The organism is Methanoplanus endosymbiosus (assembly GCF_024662215.1).
Taxonomy (GTDB): domain Archaea; phylum Halobacteriota; class Methanomicrobia; order Methanomicrobiales; family Methanomicrobiaceae; genus Methanoplanus; species Methanoplanus endosymbiosus.
In genome coordinates, this window is sequence record NZ_CP096115.1 from 951,513 (window position 1) to 966,670 (window position 15,158).

At 42.5% G+C, this 15,158-nt stretch carries 17 protein-coding genes; 6 read left to right on the forward strand and 11 right to left on the reverse strand.

What is annotated here, in order from left to right:
• Positions 1 to 24: 24 nt before the first annotated feature.
• The 8 genes from L6E24_RS04005 to L6E24_RS04040 all read right to left on the reverse strand — a co-directional run bounded on the left by L6E24_RS04005 (position 25) and on the right by L6E24_RS04040 (position 7,645).
• Positions 25 to 585 carry a permease gene (locus L6E24_RS04005; RefSeq protein WP_257743432.1) on the reverse strand — a complete coding sequence of 187 codons (561 nt, stop codon included), beginning with the start codon at positions 583 to 585 and terminating at the stop codon, positions 25 to 27.
• Complete coding sequence (locus L6E24_RS04010; protein ID WP_257743433.1) at positions 582 to 1,010, reverse strand: hypothetical protein; 429 nt, start codon at positions 1,008 to 1,010, stop codon at positions 582 to 584. Before L6E24_RS04010 ends, L6E24_RS04005 begins: the two co-directional genes overlap by 4 nt.
• Before the next feature lie 95 nt (positions 1,011 to 1,105).
• The gene (locus tag L6E24_RS04015; RefSeq protein ID WP_257743434.1) at positions 1,106 to 3,214 is read right to left on the reverse strand and encodes an AlbA family DNA-binding domain-containing protein; all 2,109 of its coding nucleotides are present in this window, start codon (positions 3,212 to 3,214) and stop codon (positions 1,106 to 1,108) included.
• A 97-nt stretch (positions 3,215 to 3,311) separates the two neighbouring features.
• A complete protein-coding gene (locus L6E24_RS04020) occupies positions 3,312 to 3,467 on the reverse strand; it encodes a zinc ribbon-containing protein (protein WP_257743435.1) in 156 nt (51 codons plus the stop codon).
• A 165-nt stretch (positions 3,468 to 3,632) separates the two neighbouring features.
• Entirely contained in the window at positions 3,633 to 4,370 is a 738-nt protein-coding gene (locus tag L6E24_RS04025; protein ID WP_257743436.1) for a hypothetical protein, read from the reverse strand.
• The gene (locus tag L6E24_RS04030) at positions 4,367 to 5,893 is read right to left on the reverse strand and encodes a hypothetical protein (RefSeq protein ID WP_257743437.1); all 1,527 of its coding nucleotides are present in this window, start codon (positions 5,891 to 5,893) and stop codon (positions 4,367 to 4,369) included. Before L6E24_RS04030 ends, L6E24_RS04025 begins: the two co-directional genes overlap by 4 nt.
• Before the next feature lie 151 nt (positions 5,894 to 6,044).
• A complete protein-coding gene (locus tag L6E24_RS04035) occupies positions 6,045 to 6,830 on the reverse strand; it encodes a hypothetical protein (protein ID WP_257743438.1) in 786 nt (261 codons plus the stop codon).
• 116 nt (positions 6,831 to 6,946) lie between these two features.
• Complete coding sequence (locus L6E24_RS04040) at positions 6,947 to 7,645, reverse strand: hypothetical protein (RefSeq protein ID WP_257743439.1); 699 nt, start codon at positions 7,643 to 7,645, stop codon at positions 6,947 to 6,949.
• Between the two features lie 231 nt (positions 7,646 to 7,876).
• On the opposite strand from L6E24_RS04040, the gene L6E24_RS04045 reads away from it, so the two are divergent.
• A complete protein-coding gene (locus tag L6E24_RS04045) occupies positions 7,877 to 8,869 on the forward strand; it encodes a hypothetical protein (RefSeq protein ID WP_257743440.1) in 993 nt (330 codons plus the stop codon).
• 12 nt (positions 8,870 to 8,881) lie between these two features.
• Here the strand turns inward: L6E24_RS04045 and L6E24_RS04050 are convergent, their stop codons facing one another.
• Complete coding sequence (locus tag L6E24_RS04050) at positions 8,882 to 9,031, reverse strand: hypothetical protein (protein WP_257743441.1); 150 nt, start codon at positions 9,029 to 9,031, stop codon at positions 8,882 to 8,884.
• Positions 9,032 to 9,192: 161 nt separating this feature from the next.
• On the opposite strand from L6E24_RS04050, the gene L6E24_RS04055 reads away from it, so the two are divergent.
• On the forward strand, positions 9,193 to 11,082 hold the full coding sequence (locus tag L6E24_RS04055; protein ID WP_257743442.1) for a transporter substrate-binding domain-containing protein: 1,890 nt from the start codon (positions 9,193 to 9,195) through the stop codon (positions 11,080 to 11,082).
• Between the two features lie 119 nt (positions 11,083 to 11,201).
• Here the strand turns inward: L6E24_RS04055 and L6E24_RS04060 are convergent, their stop codons facing one another.
• Together L6E24_RS04060 and L6E24_RS04065 are read right to left on the reverse strand one after the other, a co-directional pair.
• Complete coding sequence (locus L6E24_RS04060) at positions 11,202 to 11,762, reverse strand: flavodoxin family protein (RefSeq protein WP_257743443.1); 561 nt, start codon at positions 11,760 to 11,762, stop codon at positions 11,202 to 11,204.
• A gap of 110 nt (positions 11,763 to 11,872) precedes the next feature.
• Positions 11,873 to 12,763, reverse strand: a complete 891-nt coding sequence (locus L6E24_RS04065; protein ID WP_257743444.1) for a DUF6159 family protein — start codon at positions 12,761 to 12,763, stop codon at positions 11,873 to 11,875.
• Positions 12,764 to 12,963: 200 nt separating this feature from the next.
• Here L6E24_RS04065 and L6E24_RS04070 point away from each other — a divergent pair, with 200 nt between their 5' ends.
• The 4 genes from L6E24_RS04070 to L6E24_RS04085 all read left to right on the forward strand — a co-directional run bounded on the left by L6E24_RS04070 (position 12,964) and on the right by L6E24_RS04085 (position 15,133).
• Positions 12,964 to 13,230, forward strand: a complete 267-nt coding sequence (locus tag L6E24_RS04070) for a hypothetical protein (protein ID WP_257743445.1) — start codon at positions 12,964 to 12,966, stop codon at positions 13,228 to 13,230.
• 102 nt (positions 13,231 to 13,332) lie between these two features.
• Entirely contained in the window at positions 13,333 to 13,899 is a 567-nt protein-coding gene (locus tag L6E24_RS04075; RefSeq protein WP_257743446.1) for a hypothetical protein, read from the forward strand.
• An 88-nt stretch (positions 13,900 to 13,987) separates the two neighbouring features.
• Positions 13,988 to 14,182 carry a helix-turn-helix transcriptional regulator gene (locus L6E24_RS04080; RefSeq protein ID WP_257743447.1) on the forward strand — a complete coding sequence of 65 codons (195 nt, stop codon included), beginning with the start codon at positions 13,988 to 13,990 and terminating at the stop codon, positions 14,180 to 14,182.
• A gap of 198 nt (positions 14,183 to 14,380) precedes the next feature.
• Positions 14,381 to 15,133, forward strand: a complete 753-nt coding sequence (locus L6E24_RS04085; RefSeq protein ID WP_257743448.1) for a class I SAM-dependent methyltransferase — start codon at positions 14,381 to 14,383, stop codon at positions 15,131 to 15,133.
• The last annotated feature ends 25 nt before the right edge of the window (positions 15,134 to 15,158 follow it).

Below are 15,158 nucleotides of genomic sequence, written 5' to 3' on the forward strand. Positions count from 1 at the left end.
AGATAATTACAATTAACCCCGTTTTCATTCATCACCAACAAGAATTTCTGTCAGATAACCGCTGATTACTGAAAATATAAGCATATAAACAGTCAGCACAACGGTAAATAAGACCCCAAAGTAGAAGATCATCAGAGGCAGAAGCGGCACCTTAACAGCACGGTTGTACAGAAATACCGCAGCCAGGGACGGTCTCATTCCCTTACGACGAAGTTCGGCAAGAAACGGAAACCAGACATATACAGGACCGGAAGAGATAATCCCGCCGGCAATTGCCACAAGCCAGCCTGTAATGCCCGACTCACTTCCGAGATATTTAATGATCTTATCAGGCTTAACCAGAAGATCAGTAACGAGAATAAATACAAAGACCAGGCTTAAAACAGGTGCAATCTGAACAATCAGCCCTGAAAATATGTTTAATGCCCTTAATACCGCAGATATGTCAAAAGCTGCCACAACCGCATATAGAATAAGCACAAAGGCAAAAAAATACCAGCCGGACTTTGAAATGCCCTTATTACCCTGACCGTTACCCCCTGCACCTTTTTTTGGGAGAACAACGCCGGAATCTCTGTTACTCATAGCGAAACACCTGCAAAAATTAGTGTCAGCCCGACAAGAACAGCAGCAGCTATCGAAAATATAAACGAGAGCAGGTTTCTGACAAGAGCAAACCTTCGCCCCAAAATCTCCATCTCAGCCGGAAGCGAGATTAAGCCCACTGTCACCCAGGAGAGGATAAACGCAGTAACCGCCATAATACTCACATGAAGGGATAACAGTTCACCGCCGATTATATAACTGGTAATAGGATTACCACCGGCAATACTCCCAAAAGCCGCCCCGATGAATGGATCAATAATCCAGTTTCCGGTAAAAAAACCGGCATAGACCTCAGGGGAAACTGTCGCATTCACGAGGCTTATCAGCAGCAGAACACCAAGCAGAACAGGAATAACCTGAAGAAATGACCTCCCCGTCTTAAGGGCACTCCGGGAAAAATTCATAATATGCCATTTGATTCCTCAGATATTCAAATTAGTGGTGTAAAAATCTGAAAATAAAAAAATCTGTCTTAACCCATTCACAGGCAGCAAAAACATCACCACCTCCGGCAGAAGTGCTTCATAATATACTCACCCGTATGCTTGGGCGAGAGTTCAACAGAAGATGAATCCTCCCGGATATAAAACAACTCCTCACTTCTGCCCTCATGATTATTATCTCTCAGCACCACATAAAACGGAACATCCTCGGACTTAAAGACCTGAATCCAGCATAATATCTCTCCTCTCACCTCGTGAAAATCTATAGCAAAATAACGGCTGAAATGGTTCTTCACATCCTTAGGATAGATCATCTTATTGATGACCTCATCAACAATCTTTCTCCGGTAGCCGTCCTTATTGCGGTTATCCAGCTTTGAAAACTCACTCTCAATTCCGACAATCTTTAATGAATCATCCTCCGGATTCTCCTTAACGCCGATAATAAGATTTCCGCCATTACTATTCAGAAAAGAGACTATATTCCTGGCAATCTTAAACTTTGAATAGTCACGCCCAAGCCACCAGAATCTCTTATCATCAACAGTCTTCTCCGGATTCTCACTCCAGAAAATACTCGTCTTAAATTCAGCAGTGTCCCTCTCACCGGAATCAATAATATCCTGGAGATTCTGAAGTTTTTTCGGCTTAACCTCTTTATCCGGTCTTAAAGAACGGCTGAAATGAATATTATTAATACTAAGGGAATAGTCCAGATTCAGAATATCCTCATCACTCCTGGCAAAGATAACATCATTAACAAACTCACCAAAAAACTTCAGTGCCTTATCCCCTTCAGCCCATTCATGATAGCAGTGTAAAATTTCCACACCGGTCTCCTTCTCAACATATTCCCAGTCAATGCTTCTGTGATAACTCTCAACATCACAGTCTGTAAAATCAAAGATGAGCTTAATACCCCTCACAGTTACATAATCTGCCAGAATCTTAGAGAGGGTTTTATTCTTCGTCCACTGCCAGTAAGCCGCATTATCACTCCCAAACTGGCAGCTGTAATTCTGAACATACTCAAAAGGAGATAAAAGGCCGTAACATGCAGAGATTATCAGGAAATGCTTATCTGAAGAGAGAAGCCTCACCCTTCCTTCATCATCAAGTCCGTCATAGAAATCGCCGTTATACCTGAATACCGCCGGAAGATACTCCCCACTGTCATCACCGCCGGAAAAATCAGGGCCGAACCTGAGATCATCATTATTAATGATCTCATTCTCAAAATTGTCCCAGACAATTCTGTTACTCTTTAGCTTCCCGTAGATCTCAGCCCTGTTCTCCATAACAAGCCTGACAGATTCCGGACCAATCCCACTCTTAGCAATAGAAAATTCCGGCGAATAACCTGACTTCTCTTTATCAGACGATTTATGGAAGGAATCAATAGTTAGAATTAAAACAGAACCTTCAGGATTATAATCCGAAAAATTCAGATAAATGCCCTCATCCGGAAGTATAACCTCAGTTAAGGGACTGAGAACAACGCCATTAATCTGGGCATTGAATATTGCTTTCTCAACATCTGCCGCCCTCCACTTAGAGCCAGTCTTCTCCTCAAGAAGAGATGAATAATCCCGGCAGAACCCAGTCAGCCCCTTATATGCATTGTAATTGCTTATAGCGTCATCCTCACCTGTGCCGCTCACAACCCCTGACCGGAAAACAAAATCAGGCAGTCCGGAATAGCCAAACCTTCTCTTATTACTGTTCCACCATCTTCCGATATGCCGGTCAGTCATCGGATAATTGTCCGGATCATAAAATGAAAGAAAAGTAAGCGGAATGGCAAAACCGCCATCAAACCCGGAGAGGTGCCTCATATCAGAGAAATTTCCGATTGTGAAATCCCCGGCCAGCTTCTTAAGGGAATGTGCAAATTTATTCCAGACAACGGGATCAGAAAACCTTCTCAGTGTCCGGTATGTCAGCCTCTCCCTTCTCTCAGTACTGTAATAATTCTTCCAGAAGCAGACCTCACCGGCAACTGCAAAATTCGCAATACCTGGTTTTTTTACTGCCGACCGGAATTTTTTCTCAAATTCTGGGAGGTTTTCTGAATCAATCACTCCGGAAAAATAGCCGTCATATTCATGCGAACCGCTGAAATCAGAGAGATTCACATTCCAGGTGAATTCAGATGCAGCTTTCACCCAGGTCCCGGCTGCCTGATCAATACCCGCCATATATTAAAATGAACAGTAATGATAAAAAAGACCTTTTAATTGAAAGACAAAAAGGGAGAGATAGTTATTCCGGGTTAGAATCAGTTTTAATCCATTTTGTGCTGTCACATCTCGGACATGCCGGAAGCTTCTCTGAGTCTTCCTTAAGTATAATTATCTCAGAGCATAATATGCACCTGTAATTACCCTTACCGGCTGCCTCACCTGTTGAATGTTTCATTACATCACACCCTCATTTTAGAGCAGCTGACTGCCCGTACAGTATTGGAGCAGACAATATATAATACATTATAAAGATTATTATCCCACACAACAACATAAATAATACATAACAATTTATCAGTAAAATAAACAATATTGCCAAAAATGATAGTTTTTAGAAATATTATACAATAAAAAACCTGAATACTTCATAGACAGGTGAAGAATCATAACTGTCCACAGTATAAACATCCGGAATCATTTCCGGAAGAAGATACTCATTTATATCATATTTCAGTTCAGAACCATCCTTTGTTTCAAGACTGTCCGGAAGAACAATGTTTACCTTAACAAAGAAGGACTCAGGTGATTCTGCCGGAATTAAAGGTGCAGACAATCTGACCTCCTTAAAGGACTCATTTGATAAATCCCCGACATATATTCTGTCTATACCGGATTTTGGATCATACCTGCTGTATTCACCATATGCGCCGTCTGCATTCTTCTTAATCTGAATATCAGATACTGTCTCAAATGTGACATTGACGAGATCATAACCGACATTATTGAAGAGAAGAATATCAAAGTACAGCTTACCGTCCTTCACCTCTACATCAGGAGTATAAACCGGAAGATCAAAACCGGGCGGGAAGTGAGTGCTTACAGCAAAAGAAGAGTCATACCCTTTCGGCTTCATATGCAGCTCCCACTCTCCGTCATTATAATTCACCTCAGTTTCAGCATGATAACCGGGGATACCGTCCGGGGATAAGAAATAAAATGTATCTGAATAGTGCACCTCAAATACAGGCCCACATCGCGGATTGCAGTCGTCCGGAGCCGTAACATGCAGAACAACCGAACCTCCGGCAAAGAAGATTACAAGAGCAATAAGGGCATACAAAACAATATTTTCCTTCATCTCACAACCTCCGCCTTCTCTGTAGTATATGCACACAGATAACCCCCGTCAGCGGTCTGCATGATTTTTATGCCGGCAAAACTTCCGGGGATGAGTGTTTCTCCTTCATGACATCCTTTATCATAATACTCTTCGTCAAACGGGCAGCTCTTCATATAAATACCACTCATTCCAACGGAAGTAATATCTCCTGCTGTGAAGATGTCATAACCGGAAATTCCATCTTCAAAAACCTCCTGAGAGGAGGAAAAATCCACAAATACGTCATTATACTCTCCGGTATTGGTATTGTAAAACCTGAAATACCTGTCAAATTCAGAGACCGGCCGGTCATCATAGCGGATGATGTCTTCAGTCAGGACCATATCATCCCCGTTCTTACCGGCATATTCCTGAACAGTTGAAGCGTGACTGCTCCCGACAAACTCCTCCCTTACAAAATTTAAGGAATCATCAAGCCATACCACCTTAAGCCTGCCTGAATCATCATCTATCACTGATATGAAGTAACCTCCGCCTGAAGATGTCAGAATTCCTCCGGTATTCATACGATAAAGCCGCTCAGAATAACCAGACTCGCCGTATGACTTAATATCTGAGAAATTTCCGTCAAAGTTCATAAATGCACAGTATTTGCCCCATCTGAGGAAGAGTTCTTCACCGCCCGGATATACCATCTCAACCCGGTTTCCGCTTCTCTTCAGATCGTCCGGTACAGATGTGTGCAGGATGAGACTGCCGTCATAGTCTATGATGAATATATTCTTAGCCTCATCAGATATGGCAAAGCCGGTCCCAAAAATTTCAGTGCCACAGCTTACAGGGTGCGGACTTCTAAGGATGGGTATCTTATCCGAAGTTATACCATCATGATCGGTAAATGCCAGATAATTAATATCTCCCCTCTCTTTATAGTCATGTCCGAATATGGCAAATGTCCCGTTTTTCATCTCAACAACAGGCACTGAGCGGCCATATGTGGTGTTAAACTGCCCGATCTTACTTATGCTGTTCCCATCAGACGACATGAGAATTAACGAGAGATCATAATCATCATATTCTCCGTACCTGATAACCTCCGGCTCATACTGGTGAGCAAAAACAAGACCGAAAAATACCGGGACAAATATTACCAGGAGGATTAACAGGATGGAATATATTGAACTTTTCCTGAGATAACCGGAATTTAACCTGCCGGCAGAGACCAGCCTTCCGGCATAAAGAGAGCCGATAATCCCGGCCGCAGCTCCGGATATGACGAATGGGAAGAAGTTCATAAACGCAGAAATGAGTGTTCCAAACTGAAGTGCACTGTTAAAAAACCTTAAAGATGCAATGGCAAGCGGCAGCGCCAGTATGAAAATACCGGTAAAAAAACCTCCAAATGCCCCATAATATCTGAACTTTGCAGTATCGGGAGCACAACCCTTAAATTTCTCACAGATCAGAATTCCGGAGAAGAACCCGGCAAGGAACTGAACAAAGACGACAAGAAAGACAAACTGCCAGAATGCACCCGTCATAATGGCATACAGTCCATGACTCTCATAAAAATACACTATAACAAAATATGAGATCAGAATAACAGCAACCGCCAGTAAACCGCATTTCACGGATATTTTAAGCGAACCGAGAAATACAGACCGATTATCACACAGAGAAGATTCCCTCATATCAGATGACCTCATAATTCCGGTTAAAGTCCCTGCCGTAAATCCGGCCAATGCTTACTGAGATATTATCGGTATCTGCCGGAACAGGGTCAGACCGTATAGTAAAGCCAACCGCATCACCATCCCACCTGACAGAATTAAACCTGTCAAAATCCTCAGCATCACGACCGGAGACTGAGATATTGCCGTTCAGCACAGGTCCGGGGGGCATATTACTCTTATTCTGCGGGGTTGCAACCTCTTTGATAAACATTGCATGGGCCACAAAGTAAAACTCTGAACTCTTATTGGTAAACTCTGCCGACTCAAGTTTTACATCAAGACCGTCCTGCCGAAATGATATCCCCGGATATAATTTCGTATTCAGTGCACCCTTTAAAACAACATCATCGGGAAGTTTTGGTGCATACATCTCCGGATTGGAAGGTGTAATCATCGGCCCCTGGCTCACTTTCCGGTCAATCACCTCACCAGAACTTCCGACTGTGATGGTTATATACTGCAAAAGTCCGTAGCCTTTGGAAGGATAAGGCGAGAAACTAAAAGTATAAACCGGCCTTCCATCCTCCCCGACTGTAATTTCACTTTTATACTCTCCCGGATCGCTGCCCCCTGTCACATTCGTAAGGGCAGAATCATTAAGGGCGATTAGCAGTGCCTCATCTCCGTTAATCCCACCGCCGTCCTGAATACACCCGCAGACAGCACAGACAGATATTATTGTGACTGCCATCATTATTGTTATCATTATAGCCCGCAGTCTGCCGGACATATCTCCCAAATCCATATCTAAATCCAAATTATCTAATTTCATTGTATTACTCAACGGAATTTTATTCATAGCCCACTTCAATCATATGTTTTTTTCCATACATCCCAGATTCTTTATTTATGTCCGGAAATTTACTCATTTTCGCCGGAACTATTCAGCAGGACATCGGCACGGGTAGACTTACCGGAAAAATATTCCGGCGGAATAATATGCAGCGGTTCGTGTATGCCGGATTTCCGGTACACAACCCTGCCATTAACACTGGATATTGAAACTTTGCTTATATTGTAATCTTCAGTCTGTATCCTGAAATTATATATTATATTTCCATCATTCTGACTTGTAACATCAAATGTGTAATACGGCTGCCCATCCATCATGTAAGGTGAAATGCCCTGATCTCTAATATCTGATAGTGCCAGTTCCAGTGCCTCATCACGACTCACATGATGAGTATCATTATTATCCCCGTTCATCATCCCCGGAGGTCTTGGCGGCGGGAAAGAACTCCCGATATATACAACCTCACCATCCATACTCACCATCGGAATTACCTGTCCGGCAGGAAAACCGTCATCAGCATACTTCTGGATGACAATCATATAAACATCCCCTTCCGGAGATTCTGCCACTGCATAATCAGAGACAGTATAATTCACACCGCCAATATCATCCAGAACCTCAGAATTCCGAAGAGAAAGCCCAACGGCCTCAGCATAAGTTATATTTTCAGCAGCATCCGCATATGTGGCACTATCAAGGCAGCCGCAGAAAAAAACAGCCACAATTACCACAGGCAGCAGATAATGCAGATATTCTGACATCCCCATAATCATATCTCCTGAAATGCCGGTATATGGTTTACAGATTCAGTCAGATATAAATAGCAAACCGATGCCGGCATTTCCATAAATATATTAATGTCTAATCCACCCTTTACTTTTCCCCGGAAGATCTCCAGGTAAAATACCACATCTACCATTACAGATTAATTTTAATTTACTCAAATAATACTAATTAAGTAGTGTCAATTCATAACCATAGATCAGGAGAGAGAGATTGTGCAGTATAAGGAATTCATAAATTTTTCAGTATATGAGTATGACCTGAAGAAATTCGGAGGAGAGTGGGAGAGTATCCGGAAATTCCTGGCGGAAAATGAACTTGACGGGGTTGAGATGCTTGTAAACTTCGATGAAGTGCCAGAGAGCATCCCCCCTGATGTTGTCGGGGCTGTGCACCTGCCATCTTTTACAGGTTGGTACAGATTAAAAACCGATAACAGTTTCAAAGTCCCGGATTACTTTTCAGACGGTGGTGAGAAGTATTTCTACGGCGGAAGATCATATTCAGAAGTCATAGAGAATTTCATGGACTGCCTGACGAACGTCTCTTCCTTAAATCCTGCATATGGTGTATATCACGGTGGATATATAGAAACTGAACAGTCATTCTGCCGGGAAAAGTTCTGCTCAGACAGCGATGTGCTGACAGAAACAGCAGAATTCCTAAACGAAACTGCCTCCCGTTTTCCCGGAGGCGAACCTCCGTTTGATATATTCATAGAAAATCTCTGGTCTCCGGGACTTACATTCCTTGACTCAGGGGCAGTGGCAGAATTCTGCGACAGCCTCAAATTTAAAAAGTGGGGGCTTATGCTTGATACAGGTCATTTAATGAATGCCTCAAAATGCTGTTATACTGAAGAGGAGGGTATAGACTGTGTTCTCTCAGTCCTTGATGAGCAGGAGAGAAAAGTTATTAATAATATCAGGGGGCTGCATTTCCACTATAGCGCATCAGCAGAATATCACAACAATATGGCAGAACCTGAAAATTTCAATGATATGAACCAGAATGACAAATTTATCTGTATTATGGAGCATTTTGGAAAGATTGACCATCACAGGCCGTTTTCATCTGAAAGATGCAGTGAGATAATTGATTATGTAAAGCCTGATTACCTGACACATGAATTTATCATGCAGACATATGAAGAGATAGATTCAGCATTAAAACAGCAGAAAAATGCCATATGTGGCAAAAAAATATGATAATCTGAGAAATCAGCAGCTACAGCATGAGGAAAAACCTGTAATGTCCTTCTCCTCTTTTTTATAGCACTCCTCACAGATAAATACAGGCCCATAATATTTTTTATGATTTACCTTCATGTATTTCTCCTTCTCTTCACCACAGATTCTGCATTTAACCAAGTTTTATCACTCCTCTTCTCTGTGTTAGTTCTCACAGGATAAAATAATAACCACAGGAAAGATCCGGCTAACATAATAACAGAACGAAAAGTGTATATTTTGATAACTGCAAAGGCAGTATCATGCATAGAAGGGGCATATGCTCAGTCCTGACAGCCACAATGTTGATATTATTAACGGCATTTGCAGGATGCACAACGGAAACAGATGTTAATGGCGGGGATCAGATGAGCACAGTAACATATTATACTGAAGAATACCCGCCGTGGAATTATGAAGAGAACGGTAAGGCAAGAGGAATATCGGTAGATCTGCTGACTGAAGCAGCCCTCCTGTCCGGAATTGTAATTAAAAATGATGACATCACAGTTATGTCATGGTCTGATGCTTACAATAATACACTTAATAATGAAGACTCTGCCATATTTGCAACGGTAAAACTCCCCGAAAGGGAGGACAAATTCAGATGGGCAGGACCTATCGGCACAGAAAAAATGGTTGTTTTTTCAAAAAGGAGTTCCGGCATAGTTATTGAAGATGAGAAGGACCTGAAAGGATACAGAATTGAGGTTGTAAAAGACGATGCCGCAGCGGGTGAACTCATGGAAGCCGGATATGAGAGCAAATCCCTCGTAGTTGCCGGCAGCCCGGAGGAGATGATAAATTCCGTAATCAGCGGTGATGCAGATCTCTTCTGCTACGGTGAGGAGGCAGCAAAGTACTACTCCGCAGAGATAACCGGCAGTTATAACTTCTTTGAAGAGGTTTACACCCTTAATGGGTCTGAACTTTATTACGCATTCAGCAGGGATACCCCGGATGAATATATAGATAAGATTCAGTCCGGAATTGAGAGTATAAAGGAGAAGAAAGGTCAGTCAGGGCAGACAGGATATGACAGAATCCTCAGTGAATATCTCGCGTCCAAAGGATTGTCCGGATACAGTTACCTGACAGAGGAGTTCGCCCCTATGAATTACATGCAGGATGGTGAACTGAAGGGAATATCTGCTGAACTTTTAGAGATTATATTCGACCGCCTTGATGTGGAGAAAACTGCCGGCGATATAGAGGTTATGGACTGGCCGGATGCCTATCAGAAGACTTTAAACGAGGAGAATACCGTTCTTTTCACAATGGCAAAAACCCCCGAAAGAGAGGATCTCTTCAGGTGGGCAGGGCCGATAATGAGCAATACAAATGCCCTCTTTGCGAAGAAGGAGAGCAATATTGAGATAAACAATGCCGAAGATCTTGTAAAATATAAGATCGGCGTAGTGAAGGAGACCGCATCTTTCTCACTCTTAAAGGAGGCCGGATATCCGGAAGAGAAGATAACAGGGGCAGATTCACCGGAAGATGCCCTGAATATGCTTGATAGCGGAGATATTGATCTCTGGTCAACAGGCAGAATTGCAGGTGCATATTACATTGCTGAATTATCCGGAAGTCCGGAAAGCTACCTGACAGCCTATGAATTTGAGCCGTATGAATTCTATTACGCCTTTAACAGAGAAACTCCGGAGAGGATTGTTGAAGCATTCCAGAGAACGCTTGAAAATATAATAGCCGACAGAAAAGAGAAAGGCTACAGTGAATATGATGAGGTAATTTACAGGTATGCGGGTGCAATGCACACCTCATCCCCATATTCTGAGGGCGATGTGACTGAACTGGTAAAACTGACAGCCGGAGATATAAAAACAGATGCAAAAGGCACAATAGAGAAGATAAATCTCGGAGAGGCCCCTTACAAAGACAAAACCCACCCAAATCTATACATATTTGTCTTTTCCGGTGACGGAACTGTAACTGCAAACGCAGAAAGTATTGCCCCGGTGGGGACAAACCTTCTGGATAAAGGTGACATTACCGGAAAAATGTTCAGAAATGATATAATAAAAACCGCAACTGATGACGGTTCAGGATGGACTGAATATATCTATGTCAAACCTGATACAGGCGGGCTTTATTACAAGAAATCATATTCGGAATCTGTAACCGGCAGTGACGGAGATACTTACATTGTCGGTGCAGGGATATATACCTGAAACTCTTTTTTTTAAAGATCAGGGCTTTTTCCGGCCGGAAATCTTCCACAAAAAAACCGGGAGAAAAAAGAGGGTCAGGTAAAAAACCTGCATTCTCTGAATTCCCGGACTGCCCGGTTTTATATTTGCAGGTTTTTACTCTCCTCCATAAGTTTTGCCATCCAGGCAAGATTTCTGACCAGATACCCCACTGTCAGGTTTGTATAAAAATGCTTATCCCCTCCTGCATTTGGAGGAATGATACATCCAAGGCAGTTAAGGTCAAAAAGTGTGTCTGCCGCAACATTATAGGCTCCGTCTTCCTCTCCGGAAATTATTACTCCGGCAACCTTGCCGTAGAGCGGATTATGCCCGGATTCAGGAGAATCATACGAATATGACCCGTACAGCCGCTCCACTACAAGCTGTGCAACACTTGATCGTACACCGGAAGATACCGGAGAACCGATGACTACAATATCAGACTGACGGATAATCTCATATATTCCGGGCCATTCGTCATCCCCGCCCATATCAAATGTTTTTCCGAATTTGATGTTGTAATCGGTAATCCTGATAACTTCACTCCCGATACCTGCTTCACCAAAAAGCTCAACTGCCCTGTCAATCAGTGCCTGCGTCTCTGAAAGATCAGGCGGGTACTTTAAGGTGCAGTTGAGAAATACTGCATTTAACCCCATATGGCAGAATGGACATAAAAGAAGATAAATGTTTCCCGGAAATCCGGTGAGATGCAAAAATGGTATATCTCCATATGGGAGATCTGCAAAAAATGATATTTATCTGAAGATCAGATATTTCCGCCGGAGAATTTAACAGAACTGCTGCCTTTCTTCTCGACAAAGGCTTTCTCAATGAATTCCCGGTCAACAAGCGGTGAGATCTCGCCTGTCTTTGCATAGTGGTAGAGGAGAGCAACGAGAATGCCCTGAAGTGCGGATACTAATATTGCTGATACTGCAAAGACAAGTATTGTAAGTACAAGCATACCACCAAAGACAACAGACGGCATAAACATCGCTGAGAAGAATGTGCCGATCATGAGCAGAAATGCCGGGATCATCACAATTCCGAATGAAAACCCGGCGATGACAGTCTCGCCCCAGGTCTGCTTAAAGAGATGCCATGATTCCTTAATAGAAGGGATGGCACCTTTATCCTCAAAGATCATAACCGGAATTACAAAGAAGGTTACCAGATTCCAGACGGCACCGGCAATTCCGATTACAATTTCGGTGAGAAACCGGCCAAGAGGGTTGTCAGATTCACGCAGCAGGCTCAAAATAAGGCCGACTGTTGCCGCAATGAGCGCCCATGTGAATATTGATCCAATTTTAGGCATTGCAGCACTGATTCCGTCTTTGAATGCCGGATCATTGCCCTTTATGACTTCAGTTGCATTGTGCACAATTCCGGCTTTGAAGAATGACGACACAAATGCTGTCACCAGAAATATTACAAAGAGCATAACAATCCAGAGTGCATAGCCGGCAATGCCCATATTTTCAGGGTTTATCCCTGAACCCACAAATATAAAGAGTGTCGGGATAAAGAGCAGTCCGAGAATTAACAGAATTATAATTCCGGAGATGACCGGATATAATAATAGGCTCTTCTCCCTTGAGAGAATGGCGAATGTCTGCTTAAACAGCTGCCATCCTCTTCCAATTCTTTGAAACATATTCTTCTATTTGCTCTTTGGATATAATTTAATTCCGGAAAAACGGCTTTTTTTCTTAACTTTATCAAAACACGGATGCATCCTGAATTCCGGAAGATAATCTCTCATCTGCAAAAATGTTATATAGATCTAACAAGTTATATTATTCTAACAAAGTGTTGATTATTTCTAACACAGATGTGAATAAACGAGGTACATAAATGGAAATTAACTCAGATAACAGGCGTATTGTTGTTATTACAGGACTGGGTGCTGCGGCACTGATATTTTCAGTCATAGCAGTACTTTTCACCGGAGTTGGACTGGACGCAATCCCGGTAATATTTGTAGTTATTATGGCTATAGTCGCAATTATTGTCCTGAGAACTCTTGTGAGCAGGAAGGTAATCTATGTACTGATAATTCTCGGTCTGGCTGTCAGGCTGTTCCTTTATCTTCAGGGTTTCAGCCCACAGATGCAAATATGAAGATTACAGGAATAAACAGTATATATTTAACAATTCACGTCTTTCTGAAAAAAAGCGCTGATGATTTTGGGATAATTGTAAAACAGGTGAAAATAAATGGAAATGAACACAAATAAAAGACGGATTGCGGTTACAGCGGGACTTGCTGTGGTGGCGGTAGTTGTTGCACTCATTGCAGTATTTTTAAGCGGAGCAAAACCGGGTGCTGATATTATCGGAATATCGCTCGTAATAATTCTGGCAATAATAACAGTTGCAATCATTAAAACGGTTGAAAAAAAGAATATTCTTTACATCTGCCTTATCATTGGTATTCTTATGCTGGTGGCCGGCTCAGCCCTTGCCATGATTCCGGCATCCAAAGATAGTTCAGGGTCTTTCTCTGCAATGGCTATTATGGGGCTGATTATGGTGATTATTGCCGGTGTCAGTCTCAGAAAACCTGCTGATTATAATCTCAGGGATGAGAGGTCTCTTAAGATCGGGACATGGGCAATATCCTATTCATGGTACCTGGCATACCTGTTGGTTATTCTTATGTTCTGGCTCTCATTCTTTGAGGTTGTCGCATTATCGGCAGAGATTGTTCTTGGGGTGCTGATGTTTCTTATGCCTCTCAGTGCAGTTGTATTTCAGTGTTACTTCTCAAAGAAGGAAGATGTATATTAATTCCAGATGAAAATCTTTTAAAAACGGATTTCAGGGCAGATCTTAGAAATAAAAATAAAGGACGAAAATTATTCCGGGCAATTAAAATATGGATACAAGAATACGGGAATTCCGGGCAAAGAAGGGCATGACACAGGCTCAGCTTGCAGAGGCTGTAGGGGTCAGAAGGGAGACCATTGTCTTTCTTGAGAAGGGTAAGTACAATCCTTCACTTAAACTTGCACATGATGTAGCAGTGGCTCTTGATTCAGCCATTGATGAGCTGTTTATCTTTAAGGATTAAGCCTTTCATAAATTCTCTTTTCTGGCAGGAAAGTCAGGAAAAGCAGGTAAATTACTTAAAGCAACCTGATTTCAGGGAAATTACCTTATCGCACAAATAGAGATGAGGACTCATTTTGATTTTATGCAGCATAGGTACTAATGTCAGCGGTGCCGAAACGACCGAAAACTAAATGAAATCCTAAAATTAAAAGAATATATGGATAACAATCCAATTTTTAAGATTTTTGAATCGTCACCCAGTCTGGGGCCGGGAGATGATGAGCACACGGAAAAGGCATTTTCAATCATCGCAGAACCACTAAAAGGAGGTGGTGAGATCCTTGATATTGGTTGCGGGAAGGGTGTACAGACGATGGCCCTTGCCCGCCTGTGCCCGTCCTGCAGGATAATAGCGACTGATATACACCAGCCTTTCCTTGATGTGGTGGATGAAAAAATTGCAGCCGAAGGTTTTTCCGGGAGAATCAAAACGGTCTGTGCATCTATGGACGATCTTCCCTTTGAAGAGGAGTCTTTCGACATTATATGGGCCGCAGGATGTTCATTCATTATGGGCTTTGAAAATGCTGTGAGGTACTGGAAAAAATTCCTGAAACCGGGCGGACATCTGATGATATCTGATGTGTTCTGGTTCACGGAAAACCCATCGGCTGAGGCAGCGGAGTTCTACGCCGAAATACATCCCGCAATGATGATCGAAGATAAAGGATTTGAGATCATCCGGAATGCCGGATTTGAGCTGGTTGGATCCTTCAGGCTACCTTCACGGGTATGGGAAGAGAGCTTCTACGGTAAACTGAAGGGAAAGTTTGCAGAACTCGAAGAGGAATATGCAGATGATGAGGGCGCTCTGATGGTAATTGAAGGGTTGAAAAGGCAGACCGAAATCTTTGATAAATACTCAGATGAGTTTGGGAATACACATTATGTAATGAGAAAACCATTGTGAAGAATATTGTACTATATCACTTCTC

Bases quoted from the DNA above. Each gene is read 5' to 3' on its own strand.
- L6E24_RS04025 (WP_257743436.1), bottom strand. From the start codon at position 4,370: ATGAAGGAAAATATTGTTTTGTATGCCCTTATTGCTCTTGTAATCTTC.
- L6E24_RS04040 (WP_257743439.1), bottom strand. From the start codon at position 7,645: ATGGGGATGTCAGAATATCTGCATTATCTGCTGCCTGTGGTAATTGTG.
- L6E24_RS04035 (WP_257743438.1), bottom strand. From the start codon at position 6,830: ATGGATTTGGGAGATATGTCCGGCAGACTGCGGGCTATAATGATAACA.
- L6E24_RS04065 (WP_257743444.1), bottom strand. From the start codon at position 12,763: ATGTTTCAAAGAATTGGAAGAGGATGGCAGCTGTTTAAGCAGACATTC.
- L6E24_RS04070 (WP_257743445.1), top strand. From the start codon at position 12,964: ATGGAAATTAACTCAGATAACAGGCGTATTGTTGTTATTACAGGACTG.
- L6E24_RS04005 (WP_257743432.1), bottom strand. From the start codon at position 585: ATGAGTAACAGAGATTCCGGCGTTGTTCTCCCAAAAAAAGGTGCAGGG.
- L6E24_RS04010 (WP_257743433.1), bottom strand. From the start codon at position 1,010: ATGAATTTTTCCCGGAGTGCCCTTAAGACGGGGAGGTCATTTCTTCAG.
- L6E24_RS04020 (WP_257743435.1), bottom strand. From the start codon at position 3,467: ATGAAACATTCAACAGGTGAGGCAGCCGGTAAGGGTAATTACAGGTGC.
- L6E24_RS04080 (WP_257743447.1), top strand. From the start codon at position 13,988: ATGGATACAAGAATACGGGAATTCCGGGCAAAGAAGGGCATGACACAG.
- L6E24_RS04085 (WP_257743448.1), top strand. From the start codon at position 14,381: ATGGATAACAATCCAATTTTTAAGATTTTTGAATCGTCACCCAGTCTG.
- L6E24_RS04055 (WP_257743442.1), top strand. From the start codon at position 9,193: ATGTTGATATTATTAACGGCATTTGCAGGATGCACAACGGAAACAGAT.
- L6E24_RS04075 (WP_257743446.1), top strand. From the start codon at position 13,333: ATGAACACAAATAAAAGACGGATTGCGGTTACAGCGGGACTTGCTGTG.
- L6E24_RS04030 (WP_257743437.1), bottom strand. From the start codon at position 5,893: ATGACGGGTGCATTCTGGCAGTTTGTCTTTCTTGTCGTCTTTGTTCAG.
- L6E24_RS04060 (WP_257743443.1), bottom strand. From the start codon at position 11,762: ATGGGGTTAAATGCAGTATTTCTCAACTGCACCTTAAAGTACCCGCCT.